This is a genomic window from Pantoea sp. EEL5 (assembly GCF_049892805.1).
GTDB classification, from domain to species: domain Bacteria; phylum Pseudomonadota; class Gammaproteobacteria; order Enterobacterales; family Enterobacteriaceae; genus Pantoea; species Pantoea ananatis.
In genome coordinates this window covers 1,190,470-1,211,526 of sequence record NZ_JBNDNJ010000001.1, presented here as the reverse complement: position 1 = coordinate 1,211,526, position 21,057 = coordinate 1,190,470, and the positions used below count along the sequence as shown (strand labels likewise).

18 protein-coding genes are annotated in these 21,057 nt (G+C 57.5%); 8 read left to right on the top strand and 10 right to left on the bottom strand.

All coding sequences use genetic code 11. From position 1 onward, the window contains the following. Position 1: 1 nt before the first annotated feature. From pqqB to ACPXSQ_RS05855, 3 genes are all read right to left on the bottom strand, one after another. Positions 2–919 carry a pyrroloquinoline quinone biosynthesis protein PqqB gene (gene pqqB / locus ACPXSQ_RS05865; protein ID WP_014593676.1) on the bottom strand — a complete coding sequence of 306 codons (918 nt, stop codon included), beginning with the start codon at positions 917–919 and terminating at the stop codon, positions 2–4. A 52-nt stretch (positions 920–971) separates the two neighbouring features. Beyond that, on the bottom strand, positions 972–1,043 hold the full coding sequence (pqqA, locus tag ACPXSQ_RS05860; RefSeq protein WP_009090272.1) for a pyrroloquinoline quinone precursor peptide PqqA: 72 nt from the start codon (positions 1,041–1,043) through the stop codon (positions 972–974). A gap of 145 nt (positions 1,044–1,188) precedes the next feature. After that, a complete protein-coding gene (locus ACPXSQ_RS05855; protein ID WP_013025730.1) occupies positions 1,189–2,211 on the bottom strand; it encodes a dipeptidase in 1,023 nt (340 codons plus the stop codon). Between the two features lie 186 nt (positions 2,212–2,397). Here ACPXSQ_RS05855 and leuA point away from each other — a divergent pair, with 186 nt between their 5' ends. Beyond that, complete coding sequence (gene leuA, locus ACPXSQ_RS05850) at positions 2,398–4,113, top strand: 2-isopropylmalate synthase (protein WP_426143099.1); 1,716 nt, start codon at positions 2,398–2,400, stop codon at positions 4,111–4,113. Here the strand turns inward: leuA and ACPXSQ_RS05845 are convergent. Together ACPXSQ_RS05845 and ACPXSQ_RS05840 are read right to left on the bottom strand one after the other, a co-directional pair. After that, positions 4,034–4,816 carry an AraC family transcriptional regulator gene (locus tag ACPXSQ_RS05845; RefSeq protein ID WP_028715115.1) on the bottom strand — a complete coding sequence of 261 codons (783 nt, stop codon included), beginning with the start codon at positions 4,814–4,816 and terminating at the stop codon, positions 4,034–4,036. The two genes, leuA and ACPXSQ_RS05845, sit on opposite strands and share 80 nt — an antisense overlap. After that, positions 4,813–5,673, bottom strand: coding sequence for an NAD(P)-dependent oxidoreductase (locus tag ACPXSQ_RS05840; RefSeq protein ID WP_210456229.1), 861 nt, complete (start codon positions 5,671–5,673; stop codon positions 4,813–4,815). The genes ACPXSQ_RS05845 and ACPXSQ_RS05840 overlap by 4 nt, the downstream gene beginning before the upstream one ends. Before the next feature lie 385 nt (positions 5,674–6,058). Between ACPXSQ_RS05840 and pqqU the strand changes: the two genes are divergently transcribed. Both pqqU and ACPXSQ_RS05830 read left to right on the top strand, forming a co-directional pair. Continuing rightward, complete coding sequence (gene pqqU / locus ACPXSQ_RS05835; RefSeq protein WP_210456230.1) at positions 6,059–8,185, top strand: TonB-dependent receptor PqqU; 2,127 nt, start codon at positions 6,059–6,061, stop codon at positions 8,183–8,185. Positions 8,186–8,492: 307 nt separating this feature from the next. Further along, a complete protein-coding gene (locus tag ACPXSQ_RS05830) occupies positions 8,493–8,585 on the top strand; it encodes a hypothetical protein (RefSeq protein ID WP_336246565.1) in 93 nt (30 codons plus the stop codon). A gap of 503 nt (positions 8,586–9,088) precedes the next feature. On the opposite strand, the gene ACPXSQ_RS05825 is transcribed toward ACPXSQ_RS05830, so the two are convergent. Together ACPXSQ_RS05825 and ACPXSQ_RS05820 are read right to left on the bottom strand one after the other, a co-directional pair. After that, entirely contained in the window at positions 9,089–9,646 is a 558-nt protein-coding gene (locus tag ACPXSQ_RS05825) for an isochorismatase family protein (protein WP_014605880.1), read from the bottom strand. A 152-nt stretch (positions 9,647–9,798) separates the two neighbouring features. Further along, positions 9,799–10,344 carry a helix-turn-helix domain-containing protein gene (locus tag ACPXSQ_RS05820; protein WP_014605881.1) on the bottom strand — a complete coding sequence of 182 codons (546 nt, stop codon included), beginning with the start codon at positions 10,342–10,344 and terminating at the stop codon, positions 9,799–9,801. Positions 10,345–10,436: 92 nt separating this feature from the next. Here ACPXSQ_RS05820 and ACPXSQ_RS05815 point away from each other — a divergent pair, with 92 nt between their 5' ends. The 4 genes from ACPXSQ_RS05815 to ACPXSQ_RS05800 all read left to right on the top strand — a co-directional run bounded on the left by ACPXSQ_RS05815 (position 10,437) and on the right by ACPXSQ_RS05800 (position 18,450). Beyond that, a complete protein-coding gene (locus ACPXSQ_RS05815) occupies positions 10,437–11,612 on the top strand; it encodes a benzoate/H(+) symporter BenE family transporter (protein ID WP_210456231.1) in 1,176 nt (391 codons plus the stop codon). A 162-nt stretch (positions 11,613–11,774) separates the two neighbouring features. Continuing rightward, positions 11,775–13,112, top strand: coding sequence for an SrfA family protein (locus ACPXSQ_RS05810; RefSeq protein ID WP_072138746.1), 1,338 nt, complete (start codon positions 11,775–11,777; stop codon positions 13,110–13,112). Between the two features lie 2 nt (positions 13,113–13,114). Continuing rightward, complete coding sequence (locus ACPXSQ_RS05805) at positions 13,115–16,078, top strand: virulence factor SrfB (RefSeq protein ID WP_013025720.1); 2,964 nt, start codon at positions 13,115–13,117, stop codon at positions 16,076–16,078. Then, positions 16,075–18,450 carry a virulence factor SrfC family protein gene (locus tag ACPXSQ_RS05800; protein ID WP_014605884.1) on the top strand — a complete coding sequence of 792 codons (2,376 nt, stop codon included), beginning with the start codon at positions 16,075–16,077 and terminating at the stop codon, positions 18,448–18,450. The genes ACPXSQ_RS05805 and ACPXSQ_RS05800 overlap by 4 nt, the downstream gene beginning before the upstream one ends. On the opposite strand, the gene ACPXSQ_RS05795 is transcribed toward ACPXSQ_RS05800, so the two are convergent. The 3 genes from ACPXSQ_RS05795 to ACPXSQ_RS05785 form a co-directional block, all read right to left on the bottom strand. After that, positions 18,447–18,710 carry a barstar family protein gene (locus tag ACPXSQ_RS05795; protein WP_014605885.1) on the bottom strand — a complete coding sequence of 88 codons (264 nt, stop codon included), beginning with the start codon at positions 18,708–18,710 and terminating at the stop codon, positions 18,447–18,449. The genes ACPXSQ_RS05800 and ACPXSQ_RS05795 overlap by 4 nt on opposite strands. 2 nt (positions 18,711–18,712) lie before the next feature. Next, positions 18,713–19,150, bottom strand: coding sequence for a ribonuclease domain-containing protein (locus ACPXSQ_RS05790; protein ID WP_014605886.1), 438 nt, complete (start codon positions 19,148–19,150; stop codon positions 18,713–18,715). Positions 19,151–19,246: 96 nt separating this feature from the next. Continuing rightward, positions 19,247–19,594 carry a helix-turn-helix domain-containing protein gene (locus tag ACPXSQ_RS05785; RefSeq protein WP_013025716.1) on the bottom strand — a complete coding sequence of 116 codons (348 nt, stop codon included), beginning with the start codon at positions 19,592–19,594 and terminating at the stop codon, positions 19,247–19,249. 302 nt (positions 19,595–19,896) lie between these two features. On the opposite strand from ACPXSQ_RS05785, the gene ACPXSQ_RS05780 reads away from it, so the two are divergent. After that, positions 19,897–21,051 (top strand): efflux RND transporter periplasmic adaptor subunit, encoded by a 1,155-nt coding sequence (locus ACPXSQ_RS05780; RefSeq protein ID WP_013025715.1) that lies wholly within the window; start codon positions 19,897–19,899, stop codon positions 21,049–21,051. Positions 21,052–21,057: the final 6 nt, after the last annotated feature.

The window sequence follows — 21,057 nt, the reverse complement described above, 5'->3', positions numbered from 1 at the left end:
TTTAGTCCTGAAGATGTATCGCCATCCCGTCGTGACTCACCTCAATGCCCTGTTGTGTCAGGTACTGCCGCTGAGGTGACTGTTCGTTGAGAACGGGATTCGTGTTGTTAATATGGATTAAAATCTTTCGTTTTGCTGGCAGACGGGCGAGCAGTGCCATCAGCCCCTGCTCTTCGGCAAGCGCCAAGTGGCCCATGGCCTTGCCGGTATTTTTACCCACGCCCGCGGTCAGTAATTCATCATCCTGCCATACCGTACCATCAATCAGCAGGCAGTCGGCCTGCTCAAGCCAGGGCAGGATCACCGCATCCGGCTCCCCAAGCCCCGGGGCATACAGGAGCGTCTGGCCGTTGGCGCGGTTTTCAATAAACAGCGCGACGTTGTGGCCCGGTAACGGACGGTCACGGTAAGGTGAATACGGCGGTGCATTGCTGAGGATCGGGATAGCGGTAAACTGGAGATCCGGACACACATCCACGTTAAACGGCGTTAACGGACGAATGGGCCGGTGTTGAAGTCCGCCATTCCAGTGTTTCAGCATGGTAAACACCGGGAAACCGGTCGTCAGATCGTCATGCACTTCGGGTGTACACCACACCTGATGCGGGCAGCCCTCACGCAGGCTGAGCAGCCCGGTGGTGTGGTCAATCTGACTGTCGGTAAGAATAATGCCGCCGATCGCGGTCCCGCGCAGAACGCCCTTTTTCACTAATTCAGGCGTGTGCAGTATTTGCTGGCTGATGTCAGGTGAGGCATTGCAGAGAACCCAGTCTTCACCGTTATCACTGATGATGATGGAGGACTGGGTGCGCGGGCTGGCCTGCAGAGTCCCGTTACGCACACCATCACAGTTGGGGCAGTTGCAATTCCACTGAGGGAATCCACCGCCTGCAGCCGATCCAAGGACTTTAATAAACATGAAAGGAACCAGGTGTTGAAACAAAATGCCCGCACAGACGGCGGGCAAGTGATTAGCGGTTGGAGATGTACAGCGTCACTTCCAGACCGAGGCGCAGGTCAACAAACGTTGGTTTTTTCCACATAACTTTCTTCCTTATAGATTGAGATAAACAGACAAATGAATGACTGCAAGACAGCATTGTGACAGGGGTTAAAATGCGAACCTTGTCACACTATTTTCACGCAGACGGCCAGGTGAAATCAATGAAAAGCCCGTAAGAAAACATGTTAGTGCAGTCCGGTGTGTTGCAAAACCCGCAGCCAGTTTCCCCACGTTAATTTTTCCAGCATGCGTTGATCATAGCCCGAGTCGCGAAAAACGGCGAGCAATCGCGGCAGACCGCGGACGTCACCTAACGCCTCAGGCGGCGAGATCCCGTCAAAGTCTGAACCGAATGCCACGTGATCTTCGCCCATTATGTTAATTAAGTGATCGCAATGTTTGACGATTTCTGTCAGATCGGTATCGCTGTCGCGTTTTCCATCAGCACGAAGGAACGCATTGCCAAAGTTTATGCCAACCAGCCCACCGCTGGCATGCATCGCCTTAAGCTGGTTATCGGTCAGGTTGCGCGGCTGAGCACATAAAACGTGAGCATTAGAGTGGCTGGCCACCAGCGGCGCAGCGGAAAGCCGGGCCGTATCCCAGAAGGCTTTTTCATTCATATGCGACACATCAATCATCATGTTTAAGGCAGCGGCCTGCCTGATAAGCGCTTCCCCTTCTGCCGTCAGGCCTGGCCCCGTATCCGGCGAACCTGGAAAACTGCCGTTAACCCCTTCGCCGAAGCGATTTTTCAGATTCCAGAATGGGCCGATAGAGCGAACACCTGCCTGGTAGAAGGCGTTTAGCGTTTCGCCCTCCGCATCCAGCGCGTCGGCCCCTTCAATATGCGCCACCAGCGCCAACACGCCCTCAGCACGGCAGGCTTCAATCTCTGCAGCGCTGTGGCATAGCCTGGCACGGCCCGCTGACTGCGCAGCGATCTGCTGCAGTATCGCCAGCTGCTGCCACATGATTGTCAGCGGATCATAGGGTTCTTGCGCGGCGCGAGCCGGGGCGACCTGAGCGAGATAGTCCTGCGGCGGCACAAAAACAGCAAACAGCCCACCGGCAAAACCGCCCTGCTGCATACGAGGAAAGTCGAGGTGACCTTTTGGCACGCCCGCATAGAAAGCCTCTGCGGGCGCATCGCGATGGTACAGCCACAGATTGAGTAACAGATCGTTGTGCCCGTCGAAAACCAGCATAGGGGAACCACCTTGAGAAACATCAGGTTATGCTACCGCTCTCTTTCCCCTTCAGCAAACGCCTGCGCACTCAGCGCCACAAGGCGTCAACAAAATTGTCACTTTTGCGCTTCAGGTTGTCAGTTTTCCGCGCGCGGCGGGCGTAACGCCACGCCACACTGGATTAACACCTACAAGGAGATGACTATGTTGATGCATCCGGCTGAGAAATATCGTCCGTTCCCGTCCGTTGATCTGGCCTCTCGCCAGTGGCCTTCACAGCAGATCACCCGCGCGCCGCGCTGGCTGTCTACCGACCTGCGGGATGGCAATCAGGCCCTGGCAGGGCCGATGAATCGTGCGCAGAAACTGCAGTTCTGGCAATTATTACTGGACTGCGGCGTTAAAGAGATTGAAGCCGCCTTTCCTTCTGCCTCGCAAACGGATTTTGACTTTGTGCGGGATCTTATCGAACAAAAGCGCATTCCTGATGACGTGACGTTGCAGGTGTTAACGCCAGCACGTCACGACCTGATTGACAGAACATTCTGCGCACTGGAGGGCGCACCGCGCGCCATTGTGCATTTGTATAATGCCACCGCCCCCTTATTTCGCGAACGCGTGTTTAATCAGAGTAAAACACAGATCGTGGCGCTGGCGACCACGAGCGCAAGACAGATTCGTGCTGCATGTGAGGCCGCGCCTGACACACAGTGGAGCTTTGAATATTCACCCGAAACCTTCTGTTTTACAGAGCCGGCCTTCGCGCTGGAGATATGTGAGGCGGTAGCAGAGGTCTGGCAACCCAGCCCGGAACGTCCCATGATCATCAACCTGCCCGCCACTGTTGAAGTGAATACGCCCAACGTCTATGCCGATCAGATAGAGTTTTTCTGCCGTCATTTTAGCCGACGCGACGCGGTATGTATCAGCGTTCATCCTCATAACGACAGAGGAACGGGCGTCGCCTGCGCGGAACTGGCCCTGCTGGCAGGCGCGGATCGGATTGAAGGCTGCCTGTTTGGCAATGGTGAACGTACAGGTAACGTTGATTTGGTGACGTTGGCGTTAAATCTTTATACCCAGGGCATTGCGCCGGGACTGGACTTTAGTGATATGGCCCGGGTTATTGAGGTGGTGACCGACTGCAATAAACTGCCGGTCCATCCCCGTCATCCCTATGCCGGTGAGCTGGTATTTACCGCTTTTTCCGGCTCGCATCAGGATGCGATTAAGAAGGGATTCGCTTACCGCCGCCAGCATAAGGAAACGCAGTGGCAGATCCCCTATTTGCCGCTCGATCCTGCCGATATCGGCTGCAGTTACGAAGCTGTGATTCGGGTAAACAGCCAGTCGGGTAAAAGCGGGGCCGCCTGGTTGCTGGAGCAAAATCATGGCCTGCAACTTCCCCGCCCTCTGCAGCAGGATTTCAGCCGTTGCGTTCAGCAGGAGAGCGATCTGCACGGTAAAGAAATGACGCAGCACGCTGTCTGGCAGCTTTTCTGCCGTCACTATCAGATTGAGCAGCCCGCTCTGCGCCTGATGGAAGCGCACAGTCAAAGCGAGTCGGGCGAGCAGACGCAACTGCGTGCCCACGTCCATCATCAGGGCCGCACTCTGCGTCTGACAGGCCGCGGTAATGGCCTGCTTTCCGCCGCTGTGACGGCACTCCGTCAGTCCCTCGACCTGGCGCTGACCATTGAAGATTATCATGAACATACGCTGGGAAAACGTAGCGACAGCCGCTCAGTTGCCTATGTCAGCTGCATCAACCTTCAGGGCGAACGCCACTGGGGCGTCAGCATCGACAATGATACGTCGCGCGCCGCACTGCAGGCGTTGCTTAACGCGGCAAGCCACTTTCTGCCGCAGGAAAATAGTCCGTTGGCGATACACCCAGCAGACGGCGAAACATGGCGCTAAAGGCACTCGGGCTTTCATAGCCCAGATCCAAAGCCACGCGCAATACGCTGTCGCCCTGCGCCAGACGCGTCAGGGCAACAGCCACGCGCGCCCGCCGGACCCAGTCACTGAACTGCAGGCCGGTTTCACGCACGAAATGGCGAGCCAGCGTCCGGCCAGACAGGTTGAGCCTGGCGCTGGCCGCCGCCAGAGACCAGTCGCCCGCCAGATCGGCCTGAATCTGCATGCACAGCGCCCGTAAACGTGGGCTCTGTGGCAGGGGCAACGCATAAGGCAGCGCATCCATGCCGCGAATTTCATCCAGAATCAATTCATAAATCCGTTCGCTACGGCTGGCTGGCGCATAGGACACGGGCAAATCGATGGCGTGGATGATCAGCTCGCGCAGCAGCGCTGAAATCTGCACGACCTGGCAGTTGGCGGGAAGATCGGCCCTGGCAAGGGGATCGATAAACAGCGTGCGTGCGGCGACTGCGCCGGTAATGTACAAGCGATGACGGGTTAAAGCGGGCAGCCAGACGCCACGACTTGGCGGTACGGTCCAGCTGCCCTGTTCTGTTTCCACGCGCACGACGCCGCTCAGCGTATGAATAAGCTGCGCGCAGCTGTGATGGTGCCAGGGTTCTGTCGCACCATGCGAATAGTCGTGCGCCAGCGGCACCAGCGGGCGCGTGCTGAAATCAAAACTGACCCTTGAACTCATTGCGACTTAAGATATTTATAGATCACGGCTAAGTCCTCTTCACCGTGCCCAGCTTCCACGGCCTGCTGCCAGACGCTGGCGATATTTTCCAGCGCGGGCAGTGAACTGTCTGAGGCGTCCAGTGCCAGCTTCGCGTCTTTAAGCGCCCATTGCAGATGCATCTGCGGGGTATAATCATCGCTGGCCATCATGCCCAGCTTCATTTTGGCATAAGGCGCCGCCAGCGGGCCACCGTCCAGCACCTGCCACAGATCGTCGGTTGAGAAACCAAACTGGTCGGCAAGCCGGGTACTTTCGGCCAGGCTCTGCATCAGACCAATCAGCCAGCTGTTGATGACCAGCTTCATGCGCGAGCTCTTGCCCGCCTCACCCAGCCACTGCGTGCCTTTACCTATCGCGTCGAAGACGGCCTCTGCGGCCTGAGCACGGGACCGATCGCCACTGGCCATCACCAGAATCTGGGCGTTCTCTGCGGGCGCCTTGGTGCCGGAAACCGGCGCGTCGATAAACACCACATCGGGACGAGCCTGAGCAAAGAAAGTCATCAGCGCATCCGTTTTTTCAACGCCGATCGTGCCCATCTGGCACAGCGTTGCGCCCTGTTTCAGCGCCGCTTTCGCCTCGTGCAGGACCTGCTCTGTGGTCTCGCCGTCGGACAACATGGCAATTACCACGTCCGCCTTCTGAACGGCTTCCGCTGCGGAATCGGTTAACGTCAGCCCCGCCGCAATCAAATCTTCCCCCCGCGCACGGGTGCGGTTCCAGCCGTACACCCTGAACCCCTTTTTCAGTAAATTAGCGGCAAAGGCATGCCCCATCGCCCCTAATCCCAGTACTGCAACATCAGGTTGTTTCATGCTGATTTCCTTCGTTCTGATTATGGGTATCCGTCTTCTGATTACCTGACGGCGCAGGCTCAAATGTAGCATCTGTTACCCGGCGAGTCCCGTCGGCACGCCGTGACCCGCGCGTAACGGGCCATGAAGACACCGTGGCCCGACAGGCCTCTTCGCGGGGGCGAGCCGGTCAGAGAATAACAAAGTTGGCGACGATGCGATCACATAAACCGGCCAATCATTTACGCTTTCCAAACCTCTGACAAAACCAGTAACATGTGTCGCGATTGTTCCAGTTGGTTCATTTAGTACCACCATTTTCGCGACCTGCCGATAGCCACCGTTGTTTTCGTCACTCTGGCAGGCGACATATACCCAGGGATCCACGCTTTCAGGCCAAATACCGATGAATATTAAGCGATCACGCCAGGCAAGCCTGCCGTTATTAGTGCTGCCTGCACTCTTTCCACTGCCGCTGTTTGCGGCAGATGGCGGTAATACCCTTGTTGTCAGCGCCGCGCCGCCAGAAAAAGGCCTTAATGAACTTGATACGCCTGCCGCCGTGAGCGTGGTAAACGGCGACGATATGCGTCAGGCCGCCCCGCGCGTTAACCTGTCAGAAAACCTGACCAGCGTACCGGGGTTGCAGATCCAAAACAGACAAAATTATGCACAGGACCTGCAGTTGTCCGTGCGCGGCTTTGGTTCCCGTTCGACTTACGGGGTCCGTGGCCTGCGCATTTATGTCGATGGCATTCCGGCCACCATGCCGGATGGTCAGGGACAAACGTCCAATATTGATATCGGTTCGGTCGATCGGGTGGAGGTGCTGCGTGGGCCGTTTTCTGCGCTGTATGGCAATGCCTCCGGCGGCCTCATTAACGTTACCACTCAGACCGGTCAGCAGCCCCCCACGGTTGAAGCAGGCAGTTGGTTTGGCAGCTACGGTAGCTGGCGCAACAGCGTGAAAGTCAGCGGCGCCACCGGCGACGGCACAAAAGCCGGCGATGTTAATTACACGCTTTCCGCCTCGCGCTTTACCACTCACGGTTATCGCGACCACAGCGCCGCGCAAAAAAATCTGGGTAACGCAAAGCTGGGCGTACGCATTGATGACGTCAGCACCCTGACCTTACTGTTTAATAGCGTACATATCGACGCGCAGGACCCGGGTGGGTTGACGCCTGACCAGTGGCGCGCGAATCCCCGTCAGGTTGTCAGTAATGTCTCACTTTACAACACCCGCAAAACCGTCGATCAAACCCAGGGCGGCCTGCACTATCAGCGTCGGATGAGCGAAAACGACGACCTGAGCGTGATGATATATGCCGGGATGCGTGAAACGACGCAGTTCCAGTCCATTCCTGCCAACTTTCAGCAAAGCCCATCGCATCCCGGCGGCGTGATCGCGTTGACCCGCCACTATCAGGGCATTGATACCCGCTGGACACACCGTGATGATCTGTTTTCGGTTCCGGTCACGCTGACTGCCGGGCTGGATTACGAAACCATGAGCGAACAGCGCAAAGGTTTTGAGAATTTCACTACGGCCAACGGCGTGACGCAGTTCGGTGAGCAGGGAAATATGCGGCGCAACGAACGTAACCTGATGTGGAATCTTGATCCCTATTTGCAGACCACCTGGCAGCTCAGTCAAAAATGGTCGCTGGATGCAGGCGTCCGTTTCAGTACGGTCAGTTTTGACTCCAACGACTTTTACATCACGCCAGGCAACGGCGATGACAGTGGCGATGCCCGTTATCACAAATGGCTGCCCGCCGCCGCGCTGAAGTATGCGTTTGACGACAGCTGGAATGCCTATTTATCTGCCGGCCGTGGATTTGAAACCCCGACGATTAATGAGCTGTCCTATCGTTCAGACGATCAGTCCGGCCTGAATCTGGGGCTGAAACCCGCGACCAGCGACACGGTTGAGTTAGGCAGCAAAAAACGTCTGGGCAATGGCCTGCTCAGCGCTGCCGTTTTCCAGACCGATACTCAGGATGAAATTGTTGTCGACAGCAGCAGCGGCGGACGCACCACTTACAAAAATGCCGGAGAAACCCGTCGGCGTGGCCTCGAACTGGCGTTCGATCAGCAGGTTAACTACGACTGGCGACTGAAAATGGCCTATACGCTGCTGGATGCGCGCTACCGCAGTAATGCCTGCGGCAACGCCAGCTGCGACGGCAACCGTATTCCGGGCATTGCGCGCAATGTGCTGTATACCGGGCTGGCTTATGCACCTGAAGAAGGCTTTTATGCCGGAGCGGAATGGCGTTATATGAGCAACATCGCAGCGGATGACAGCAATGCGGTCCGTGCGCCTTCCTATGCCATCACCTCGGTCAACAGCGGCTATAAGTGGCTTGTCGATGCCTGGACGCTGGATTTGTTTGGTCGGGTGGATAACCTGTTTGACCGCAACTACGTTGGCTCGGTGATCGTCAATGAAAGCAACGGTCGCTACTTTGAACCCGCTCCGGGGCGCAACTACAGCGTGGGCCTGACGGTCAGTTACGCTTTCCAGTAGTGAACATGGCCGCCGCGTGAGCACAACGCGGCGGCGCAGCGTGGCGACCTCTCAGGTTATTCTCGTCGCGCCTGGCACAATCCCCTGACGCATTACCCTCTTTCGCCGTCAACGTCGGCCTCCAGAATACCTATTTGCGAAAGCGCTCGAATTTTTGTTCAAAACTCGCTCAAACAAAGTCCACGCCCCTAAAATTCATGTAGTAACGACATCATAAGGAGCACGCACGTTGAGCAGCAAAATCTGTTTCAGTCGTGCCTTTAATCAGGATGTTACCAAGGCGAAAAAAAGGGCGGAGGAAGGTCCAGTGTACATCACCGATCACGATAAACCCGCTCATGTCCTGTTAACGGTTGAGGCATATCCGAGGTTAACGGGCGGTAAAAAAATCTGGCCATGACGCTGGCAATGCCTGAAACGGCAGATACTGATTTCGAACCTGAACGGCCTGTCATCACCGGCCGAGATGCCGGCTTCTGATGCGTTATCCGCTGGATAACCCGATCCTTTCTGAGTTGCGTAAGGCAGGCACGCCGCGTGTTGATCCCCATGTCCTGGCATGGGCTAATGCTATTGACCTTGACAGCACGTTCATTTCAGCCCTGACGCGGCTGGAACAGAGACAGGTATTTTGCGTCTTGAAGGGCGGGATGGGTAGCAGGCATAACGTTTGCACCACGAGTATCAGACGCAGGAGCTTGAGGCGGATCGCCAGAGAAGGTTGCCGATGGTCCGTTCGCAGGCCGGTGCGCCATGCTGCACCTGCCCGACTGACGTTCCGCAACCGATGCGCTCATTGCGGCAACGGCGCTACAGCACGATGTCATTCAGGTCACGCGTCACCTGAACGATTTCCAGGGACTGGGCGTGATGCTGCTCAATCCCAGGCCTGCCTGACAGGGTTTACAGCGCGTTCAGTTTGGCAATCACATCATTATAGCTGCCCGTTTCACCCAGGCGGGGAAAGACGCGCTTGATGCTGTTTTCGTGCGTATCACTATTGAGATCGGTCATCGCATCCACTGCAAGCGTGACGTTGTAACCTGATGCGTACGCCTCACGCGCCGTCGATTCCACGCCAATACTGGTTGCAATGCCGCAAATGACCACCTGGGTAATGCCACGCTTTTGCAGTTCATCATGCAGCGCGGTGTCATGAAACGCGCCCCAGGTTTTTTTGGTGATGGTCAGATCGTTATGCTGCGGTGTCATGGCGGGCACCAGGGTCGCCCAGTTTGCAGGCAGCTCGCCTTCGTGACGCGGCTGTTCATTGCGACCAGGCGCACCGCCTGCCACGTTGACGAGCACGACGGGCAGATCCTTTTCACGGAAGGCGCTGGCAAGCCGCGCGCAGCGTTCAATCACCGGCTGTGGCTCGTGCACAACTGGCAGCGCAACAATCCCCTCTTGCAGATCGATGACGATCAGAGCGGTTTTCGCATCAAGTGTGGTTATAGCCATAGTCATTCCTCACAAATCGGTAACAGATAAAGCGTCAGTATGGCGCAGACGGCGGGCGTTGATACCGCCTGCAAAGCGCGCCATACAAGGGAAACGAAGTATACAAATGCCGGTCGGGCCTGAACAGACGCGGCTGGTTTCAATTTGTAAGCTCAGGTTCGGCCCAGATAGTGGATCAGGCTGTGAAACCGCAGGCGGCGGTCAAGGGGATTACGATAGCTGTGGGCGACGTCGGCCCGGAACTGAAAGGCTTCGCCCTGTTTAAGCCGTCGCCAGGTCTCTTCCACGCCTAACAACAGTTCCCCTTCCAGTACCACCACCTGCTCAATCACCCCTTTCTCATGGGCAGTGGAGTCGCTTTGCGCACCCGCTGCCAGCTCAACCGCCAGTAAATCAAAACGCAACCGGGCGTCGTAAGGCAGCAGCGGCGTAACCGCCATCTGCGCATTCTGCTGCCGGTAACAGGTCACCTCGCCTGCGGAATGTGTCCCGGAATGAACAAAAAATGAGAACGGAACGTTGAAGCCGGTCGCTATTTTCCACAAGGTCGCGACCGTGGGGCTGGACTCGCCGCGTTCAATCTGGCCCAGCATCGCCTTACTGACGCCCGTTTTTTCTGCGGTTAAGCTCAGGCTCCAGCCATTGGCCTGGCGCAATTGTTTTAGCCCATCGCCAAGATATTGATGCAAATTTTCCATGTTATCTCCTGCTTTACCGCTTCAGTGTAACACTTGTGCGTTATAACGCCCTGTGCGAGGATGTGCGCTATAACGCACAAGAGGGTTACACCATGTCAGCACGCCACGCACCCTTTCCCGTTACCCTGCCCATGGCCGTTTCCGGCCTGGTGGCGGTATTAGTCGGCTACAGCAGTACCGGTGCGATTATTTATCAGGTTGCCCTGTCCGCGGGCGCCTCATCCGCGCAAATTGCCGGCTGGCTTTCCGTCATTGGCCTGGCGATGGGCATTGCTTCAGCGGGGCTCTCTCTGGCGTACCGGATGCCGATCTTAGCCGCCTGGTCCACGCCGGGCGCGGCATTACTCGCCACCAGCCTTCAGGGCGCATCGATACACGAAGCCGTCGGCGTGTTTGTTTTTGCCAATGCCCTGATTGTGTTGTGCGGGGTGACGGGCCTGTTTGCCCGACTAATGAACTATATCCCTGCCTCGCTGGCCGCCGCCATGCTGGCTGGAATTTTGCTGCGCTTTGGCCTGCAGATGTTTAGCGATTTAGCGGTAAATTTTACCCTGGCGGGCGCAATGTGCTGTGTTTGGTTACTGGCACGCCGGTGGTTGGCTCGCTACGCCATTCTGATCGCGCTGCTGGCAGGCCTGGCTGTCGCATACGGGCAAAACAGCCTTCATTTTCCCGCGCATGCGGCGAGTTTTAGCCTTCCCGGCCCTGTCTGGCCGACCTTTTCATGGCCTGTGCTTATCGGTGTGGGTCTTCCCTATTTTCTGGTGACCATGGCGTCACAAAATGCACCTGGCATCGCCACATTGCACGCCCATGGCTACCGCCCCCCGGTCTCCGCGTTGATGAGCTGGACAGGACTGCTGGCCCTGGTCTTGTCACCGTTTGGCGGGTTTTCGGTCTGTGTGGCGGCGATTACGGCGGCCATTTGCATGGGAGAAGATGTGGATGTCGATCCCCGTCGCCGCTGGATAGCTGCCGCGCTGGCCGGTTTTTTTTATCTGCTGGCTGGCTTTTCCGGCGCGTTAATTGCCGTGTTGTTCAGCGCACTGCCTGCGGTAATGGTGCAGGTGCTGGCGGGGCTGGCACTGCTTGCCGCGCTCGGCGGCAGTCTGCAACGGGCGCTTGAGCAGCCCGAGGAGCGGGACAGCGCCCTGATAGCCTTTTTGATCACCGCATCCGGGGTAACACTCTGCGGCATCGGCGCGGCGTTCTGGGGCCTGGTCGGCGGTGTGGTTGCACATCTGTTATTAAAGCGTAAAACAGCGTAACATCATCTGAGCATTGGTTATTTTCCCGCCAGCGGGTCAAAAAACCACGCATTTATCCCCTTTTTCAGCGGTTTGATTTGCCATTGTCCCACGTAAAATCACCGTAATCGACGATAACACGCGATCTTCTGCCTCAGACAACGACCGATAAGGGCTTAACAGGTGGCAAAAACTTTTCTGCGCAGCGGCAATCTGGATGCGGTTCTGGCTTTGGGCGAGAACGGCCAGCCTGTATATGCGTCCGCCCTGCAAATCCGTGAAACCCTGCGTTTGCGCCGTCAGAGCGCGCTGGCAAATTGCCTGGCGATTCCACAAACGAACGAACGTGGCGACCGGCTTGACTGGTACTCGCCCTTCCCGGGCAAGGTTAAGTCCTGGATGGGCGCCAGCGATTATGAACGCCGCCAGGCTTTACAACATCTCACAGCCTGTCAGCAGGATCTGCAAGCCATCAGCGCCAGCGCAAGCGGTGCGGCCAATCCGGCAATGCGCCTGTTCGGCGCGCTGTTAGGCAAAAGCTTGCAGTTTCCCAATCAGCAATATGTTTATCTGGTCAACGGCAAACCCGTCATTACCTTTTGGGGATTTGTTGACGCGCAGGAGCGGAATCGCGACGATGCGCTGGCCTGCCTGCGAGACAGTCTTGAAGAGTCGCTGCCAACCGTGCTGGTTGAACCGCCGCCCGAACCGGTGACGATCCCTGCCGCCTCCGAACCCGAACCTGTTATCGCACCGGAGCCGGAGATCGTGACGCCGCCGGTCCAGGAAAGCGCGGTTCAGGCCCCAGAACCTACGCCCACGGCGACAGCGCGTCGTCGGCCTTTCCGCCTGTGGTATTTACTTCCAACCCTGGCGGTTGCCGCCGCGGCAGCGACCGCTGTGATCTTGCATCTGCCTCAGTCAGAACCGGTGACGGTCACGCAACCGGTCGCGCAAAACACCCCGGTTACCGCCACTAAGCCACCGGCGGTCGTCGCGTCTGCTGAAAAACTGTCTGCCACGCTGCCGCAGAAACCGGCGGCGGTGGTCGCAAATGCATCAACTGCGGCTGCACCGACTTCCGCTGCGCCCGCGCCCTCATCAACCCTTTCAAATGTGGTGGTGCCTGCTGTGCCCGCCAAACCCGACGATCTGGTGGTGACGCCGGATGCCGTGCGCGATGGACAGGTACAGGTCATTGATGGCCGCTGGCGTGTGGATATTGAACAGATCAAAACCCCGACCGGTAAACCGCCGGTGATGCGTTTCCAGTTCAATAAAGGGAAAGGCATCGTGCAGATCAGCCAGGGCAATACCACCTGTAAGGCCGACGTAACGGCCGCGATGACCAGCGCAGGAAACCTGGTGATTGAGAGCCGCTTTACTGCCCGGTGCGCGGACAAATCCCGTTACCGTATGCCATTGTTAGTGTGTCATTCCAGCATTGGCGCGGCCGTCTGTGAAGCGCAGTACAGTGCGGATCGTGTGTATCCCATTACGATTAAGCGTGAGAGTAAGTAACTATGTTGGCTCCCCTGATCGATGATAAGCAGAAAATTTCTCTGATTGAGAACAGCGGCGTGCAGTTCCTGGATTTTGGTCTGCAGCTTTCCGCGCCCCAGGCACGACGCCAGTTTGTGCGCCAGACGGCAAACGGCCCATTGCTGCGACTGAACGTGGACGGCAACAGCGGCAAATTTTTACTTTACCCACAGGACGGTGGCGCGCCTGAAGTGGTTCGTCCTGAAACCGACATCGCCCTGTCAGACTCGCTGACGCTGCTGGAAGCCTGCTGGTTGCCCCTGCCGATGCTGCGTTGCGCATCGGGCCGCCGCTTTATTGGCGGCCCTGAAAACTGGGCGCGCATGCGTCTGGTGGCCCTGGATAAACCCGACAGTACCGGCAATACGCACCGCGTCACGCTGGCTTTCGATACCCGCTGCGTCGCTGATGAAGACGGCGGCGAGCAACTCGGACTCACGCCTTCCGATGCGCAGAACGGCGTGACCTTTGCGCTGGCCTGGCATAACTACGAGCTGGGCGAATTCCTTGACCATACCTGGGTTGATGGCTGGTTGCGTGAGTCCTTCACCGACCGCGTAGCCGATCGCCGGGAGCAGGCAATCAGCCAGGCACTGCGCGAGTTTGAATATCAGGCGCATTACCTTAACCTGCTGGAATTACTGGGCGAGCAGCTTAACCTGACCGAGATCCACATTCAGGCCGCCACGCTGCAAACCCCGGCGGTCAACGTCGATATTATTCTCGACGTAGGGAATTCCCACACCTGCGGCATTCTGGTGGAAGACCATCCGGAAGAGAGCAACGGCCTGAAGCAGACCTATGAACTGCAAATGCGCGACCTGTCTCAGCCGCATCGGGTGTATAACGAACTGTTCGACAGCCGGCTGGAATTTGCCGAAGCGCGTTTTGGTAAAGCCAATTTTTCACTGGAAAGCGGCCGCGAGCAGGCTTTTATGTGGCCCTCGTTAACCCGCGTCGGGCGTGAAGCCAGTCGCCTGGCCCTGCAACGCGCCGGTCTGGAAGGCAGTACCGGCCTGTCCAGTCCACGCCGTTACCTGTGGGATGAGGCACGCTATCAGCCGGGCTGGCGCTTTAATCAGCAGAGCCCGCAGGGGGAACCTCAGGCCTGCGCCGCGCCGTTTACCTCGTTAATGAATGATGAAGGTCAGCCGCTGTACGCCCTGCCCGTGGATGAACGCTTACCGGTGTTCTCCGCCCACTACAGCCGCAGTTCGCTGATGACCTTTATGTTGTGTGAGTTGCTGGCTCAGGCGCTAATGCAAATGAACAGTGCGGCACAGCGCCAACGTATGCCGCAAAGCCATGCCCCGCGTCAGCTGCGCCACGTTATTTTGACCCTGCCGTCCGCCATGCCAAAACCTGAACGGGAGATCTTCCGCCGCCGCATGCAGGAAGCCATCGCGCTGGTGTGGAAAGCCGAGGGCTGGCACCCGGCCGATGAGGATTTTACCGAGCAGAGCCAGGCCCAGAGCAGCAAGCCCGTACCGGATGTGCAGATGGAGTGGGACGAAGCCACCTGTGGCCAGATGGTGTGGCTGTTTAATGAAACACAGGTGAACTTTGCCGGACGGGCAGAAGATTTCTTTAGCAGCATGGCACGTCCCGACCGCCCGCGTGAGGTGGATGAACTGCCGGGCAAGAGCCTGCGTATTGCCTCTATTGATATAGGCGGCGGCACCACCGATTTAGCGATTACCCAGTATCGTCTTGACGACGGCCAGGGTAATAACGTCAAGATCACCCCGCGCCTGCTGTTCCGTGAAGGCTTCAAAGTCGCCGGTGACGATATTCTGCTGGACGTGATCCAGCTGTGGATTTTACCCGCTCTGCAACAGAGCCTGCAAAAAGCCGGGCTGACCCTGGCGGAGCCGCTGATCAACAAGCTGTTTGGTCACGACAGCCGCATGGACGGACAGGCCACGTTACGCCAGCAGGCGACGCTGCAGCTGTTTATCCCGCTGGCTCAGGCGGTGCTGGAGCGCTACGAAAACTGGGATCCGCTGGAAAGCCACGCCGAGATCAATGCGCTGTTCGGTGAACTGGTCGATCAGCGCCCTGCCGATGCGGTGCTGGCGTTTGTTAACGGTGAAATTCAGCGTGAACTCGGCGGCAACAGCCGTTTTGATCTGCTTGAGGTGCCGCTGGTGGTCAGCATGGCTCAGTTGCACGGTGAGTTTATGCAACATCGCATGGCAATCATTCCGGCGCTGCGCTCTATGTGTGAAGTGGTGTCACTCTACCAGTGTGACGTCCTGTTGCTGACCGGACGTCCTTCGCGCTTCCCCGGCATTCAGGCGCTGGTACGTCATCTGCAGCCGCTACCGGGCAGCCGTATTTTATCGCTTGAGGGCTATCACACCAGCGACTGGTATCCGTTTAATAAACATGGTCGCATTGATAACCCCAAATCGACCGCCGCGGTCGGCGCAATGCTGTGCCTGCTGGCGCTGGATTTGCGCCTGAGCAGCTTTTGGTTCCGTGCAGGCGACTTTGAGCCTTATTCAACCATTCGTTATCTCGGTATGCTGGACGAAAATCAGGCGCTGACGGACGAAAACCTGTGCTACAGCGAAATCGACCTCGACGATCAGCAGTTTTCGCTGGATCGCAAAACCAGCTTTCGTATTCGCGGCAACGTGTGCCTGGGATTCCGCCAGTTAGATAATGAGCGCTGGCCTGCCTCGCCACTCTACAGCCTGACGCTCAATGATGCAGCGCTGGCGCGTAAGGTTGCGGGGGAAAGTGTCCTGCGCGTCAAGCTCGCCGTGAAGGCCGGTCCGGGTGCGCCCGGCCCTGAAAATCTGGTGTTAAGCGAGGCTAAACTGGATGATGGCACGCGTGTTCCGCTTGAACATCTGAGCCTCAAACTCAATACTCTCTCCGCCACGGGCAATGCCAATGCGCAATACTGGATTGACAGCGGGAGTGTGTGTAAACGATGAGATCGGTAAAACCCCGCCAGCCGCAGACGCTGGCAAAACGCCTGAGTTTATTGCAGGACGCCCTGAACGGCAGCCTGGCCTGGATTGAGAATACCCGCGAGCAGTCGCCCCGTCTGGCTCTGGAAGCCGAAACCCTGACCCTGCAGCTACGGCAGGCTCGTGTACAGGCCCAGGCCCTGGCGCAGCAGGTTGCGCGCCCGGTGACGCTGGCGCTGTTTGGCCAGTCCCAGGCGGGTAAAGCCTGGCTGTTGACGGAAATGGTGGCCGATGCACAGGGCCAGTTGATCACCGCGTTAAGTGATAAACCGGTGAATTATTTTCAGAATGTGAATCCCGGCAATCTCGACTTCGCCACCGCAACGCGTTTTACCCACCAGCGGGAACCCCTCTCTTCAGAGTGGCCCGTTGAGCTGACGCTGCTAAGCGAGGCCGACGTGCTGCGCCTGGCCATCTCCTGTGGTGGAGGTGTCACCCAGCCCGACACCGCAAAAATTGACAGCGTGTTGCAACGCCTGCAACGCCATCGCTTAACCACGCCACTGCCGGGCCTGGAGAGCGACGCGCTGGTCACGCTCTGGTCCTGGTGCCGTCGTCATCACCTGTATGACGCACAGCTTGATCGCCACTTCTGGCCACAGGCTGTTGAACTGGCACCCTGGCTGAGCGTTGACGACCGCGTGCAGCTGTTTTCACTGCTGTGGCCAGCCGAGCCCGCCCTGAATGAGCTGGTGCGGAGTTTACTGCATCTGCGCCATCAGCTTCGTAACAGCACACGGGTACTGGCTCCGCTTAGCCTGCTGACGGATAACGCCCTGTTGCCCGCGGAGCAGCTGATTGTTCCCGCCAGCGAGCAGGATCAGTCGCTGCCGATCGAGGTTTGCCCGTTAAACGGTAACCGTCTGGGTAAACCGCAGAACGTGGCGTTGGGATTACTTGCCCTGCTCACGCTTGAGGTCACTATTCCCCTTAGCTCCACCCCGCGCACCGCGCTCTATGATGACGCAGACATGCTGGAGCTGCCCGCACCGGGTACGCCCAGCGATCCGGCCCTGCGTGAAGAGCGCCAGCGCCTGCAGCAGCAGGATGCATTACGCGCACGCCTGCTGGAGCACAAACGTACACTGATACCGGGCATTTATGCCGCCCGCCAGAGTATCGATTTGCTGTTAATCTGCACCGCCGCCAGCCAGCGTCAGGATGTTGACGTCGCCAGTCAGGCGTTACGGGAATGGCAGCGTCACCAGCCGGTCAATGAGGCGGGCGAGAAACCCCGTCTGATTTGGGCTATTACCCCTTACGATGCGCGGCATCAGCAGATCAACGTCGACGAGGCAGTGCAGCGTCAGGTGGGGCAGCCGGGTCAGCAATGGGGTTCCATGCTGGCACTGGATCGCGCAGGCGTGGACCGGATGTCTGACTGGCTACAGGAAGAAATGCAGCCTGAAGCCCGTCGCGATATGCTGATCGCTCAACTGGCACAAATTCAGCACACCGTTGTCGAGCGTCGCCTTCAGCCCTGGACGGAAGCGGGTGCATCGCCCGACCAGGCGGCACGCAAGCAAAGCATCGCCGATACACTGCTGAAGTGTTTACAACACCGCACCGGTTTACATGGCGAACTGCTTGAGCGCTTACAGCCCTCCCGCGAGGCCCTGCGTCAGCTCTGGCTTAACCAGTCCACCTCATCCGTTCCGGCGGCGACGTCCAGCATTCAGGCCCCGGAAAATCAGTTTGGTATTGGCTTTGAATTTGATTTGTTCAGCGATAACGAAGTTGAACAGCCCGCCCCGAAGCAGACCAGCTTCGGTCAGGGCTCGGCACAGTTCCCGCGTCAGGTGTTTAGCCTGTGGCTTAACCACCTGCGTCAGCTGCCGGAAAATCAGAGCCTGCTGGCTTTACTGAATATTGATAAAGCCACGATGGAGTGGTTGATCGAAGAGTTGATCACGGCCAGCTTTCGTACCGGTATTCTGCAGTCCCTGCAGCAGGCGCTGCATGAACCCGATGCGCAGAGCATGACGCATGAATCACGTGCTGACCGTCAGGTCACGCGCGCGATGACGGTGCTGGGGGATTTTGTGGCCTGGCTGGGCTTCCTGCAGCGTCCGGAATCGGAACGTCCTGGCAGCCGGGTCAATCGCGGGCAGCCTGTTTTCTCGCGCCCGCCGGCACCCAGCGTTAATTTCAGCGCAGGACAGCGCCTGACGAAACTTTCCGCCGCGCCAGCAAACCATACGGCCTATTATATTTACGACTGGCTGGTGGGGCTAAACACCGTGATTATCGAAAACAATGGCTATACCGGTGGGGGCGACCTGCCGGTTGCAGCGCGAGAGTCACTTACAGCCCTGCTTAAGCCACTGCGCCACTAACCGTAAATCAGGCGCAGCTCGCCCGCCAGCGACTGCGCCGCCTCTTCCAGCAACGCCACCACGGGGGCCAGTTCCTCATTGCGCCGTTCTGCATGCAGCAGATGAATCGTGGCGGGCAACGCCATTCCTCCGGTCAGCCAGTCCCATAGCGCATCCAGATTATTGCCAAATCCGGCAGGACAATCGCTCTGCGCCGCAAACGCATGATAGAAAGCCTCGCGATCGATGAGCTGGCGCAGATCAAAGCTTAAGGTCAGCATGGTTACTGAACCGGCTTAAAGGTGCGATAGTGGTCGGTCGAGAGGAAAACCAGACCATCAGAGGAGTAGACCAGCCTGTCAGCCTCACGGTGACCACAGCGGTAGTTCACATCCGCCTCGAACCACTGGCGATCGGCGCGTTCAGGCAATTTTCGTTCCCGGTTGGAAAAGCGATCGCCGCCGATGGCCCGCCCCGGCAATACCTCACACAAGTCCCCTTTCGCTGGATTCCAGCCAAGGCGACGCGCCTGCTTTTTGGTAATGTAGTAATCGGGCAGTTGCTGATGCTGCAGCACCCAACGGGCGACCGTTCGCACATCCGTTAAGGCAGCGATATCCGAGGCCGACGTTTTGGCTGGTGCAGACGTCAGATAAGGTCTTAACCCCACCCAACAGAGAACAAGGATCAGAACCAGTCCAACCCACAGTTTTTTTGACATGATGGCATCCCTTTAAACAGGATGCAGATGATAACAGCTTTAGCGGGCGATAAAAAAGCGCGGGCCAGATTGCCTGGCCCTGGCGGTAAACTGCTTTTACTGCATGGCTGACTGCGAAGGCACAGTGTGACGGCGCCATGCACCCGGGGCAACACCGTACTGACGCTTAAAGCTGCGGTTAAAAGACTGTTGCGAGTCAAATCCCAGCGATATCGCTACATTCAGGATAGGCTCGTTGGTGCTGGTCAAACGGTCGGCCGATTTTTTCAGCTTCTTCATGCGAATGTATTCACCCAGTGGATAGCCGGTGTGCTCTTTAAACATCCGTTGCAGGTGCCATTTTGAATAGCCAGCGCGCTCAGAAACGGTATCGAGATCGAGACGTGCTTCGATATTGTTATCGATCCAGCTAATCAGGTCGTGAATAAAAGCGTTACTCATCATGTTTATTCTCCCGTCGCGGCGCGAACAGTATTAGTATCAGTTGCAGTTACACTTAAAGCGTGGCTGACAATGCCATTTAATGCAAGTTTAATTAATACATTAAATGCCGCACTTTTTATGGGGCTTATTTTTGGCTGCTGTCAGGCACCGATCGCGGCGTTGAAAACCGCACATAAAGTGTATCAGTAATTCTTGCAGTTCTTAGTCGCACAAGCCTACACTCCTCGCGATAAATTGCAACCATAGAAGTTGCAAATATTGGCCTTCGGGCCTTATTTCACTGTCATCGCGGGATCACAAAAATGATTACTCACTGGGTTCGTCAGGGATCTTCCCTGCTGGGAATGGGGCTGCTGGTTAGTCTGCTAAGCGGTTGTGACACGGGCCAGGCTAAAAATGCCCCGCCGCCGCCGCCCGACGTCAGCGTTGCGGATGTGTTGGTGAAGCCTGTCAGTCAATGGGACAGCTTCAACGGGCGCGTTGAAGCTGTAGAAAGCGTGCAGCTCCGGCCTCGCGTTTCGGGTTATATCGACAGCGTTAATTATCATGAAGGCGACGAGGTCAGGAAAGGTCAGGTCCTGTTTACCATCGACGATCGCAGCTACCGTGCCGCACTGGAACAGGCAAAAGCGACGCTGGCCCGCGCGCGCAGTCAGGCCAGCCTGACACGCAGCGAATCGGCACGCACCGAGAAGCTGGTGGGTACACAGGCGGTGTCACGCGAGATGTGGGAACAGCGACGTTCAACAGCCAGTCAGGCTCAGGCTGATGTCCTGGCCGCCGAATCCTCTGTCGACATGGCTCAACTCAATCTGGATTTCACCCGCGTCACCGCGCCGATCGACGGACGGGCCAGCCGGGCCATGATTACTGCCGGTAATCTTGTCACCGCTGGCGACAGCGCCAGCGTACTGACCACATTGGTTTCGCAGGACAAGATGTTTGTCTATTTCGACGTCGATGAGACCACCTTCCTGCACTATCAGGCTATGGCACGTCAGGGACAACAGCGGCATGCCCTGCCCGTTGAAATCGGCCTGGCCGGCGAACAAGGTTATCCACATCGCGGCAACGTCGATTTTCTTGATAACCAACTTAATGCCAGCACCGGTACGATCCGCATGCGCGCCCTTCTGGACAACCGCCAGCGCACCTATACGCCCGGCCTGTTTGCCCGCGTTCGCCTTCCCGGTAGCGCGCAGTTTAATGCCGTGTTAATCGACGACAAAGCCGTGCTGACCGATCAGGACCGCAAGTATGTCTATGTGGTCGATGCACAGGGTAAAGCCCAACGTCGTGATGTTCATCCCGGCGCGATGGCGGACGGATTACGCATCGTTACCACCGGTTTACAGGCGGGCGATCGGGTTATCGTTGCCGGCCTGCAAAAAGTGTTTATGCCTGGTATGCCGGTAACGGCAAAAACCGTCGATATGGCCGCGACTGCCGCGCGATAACCTGAG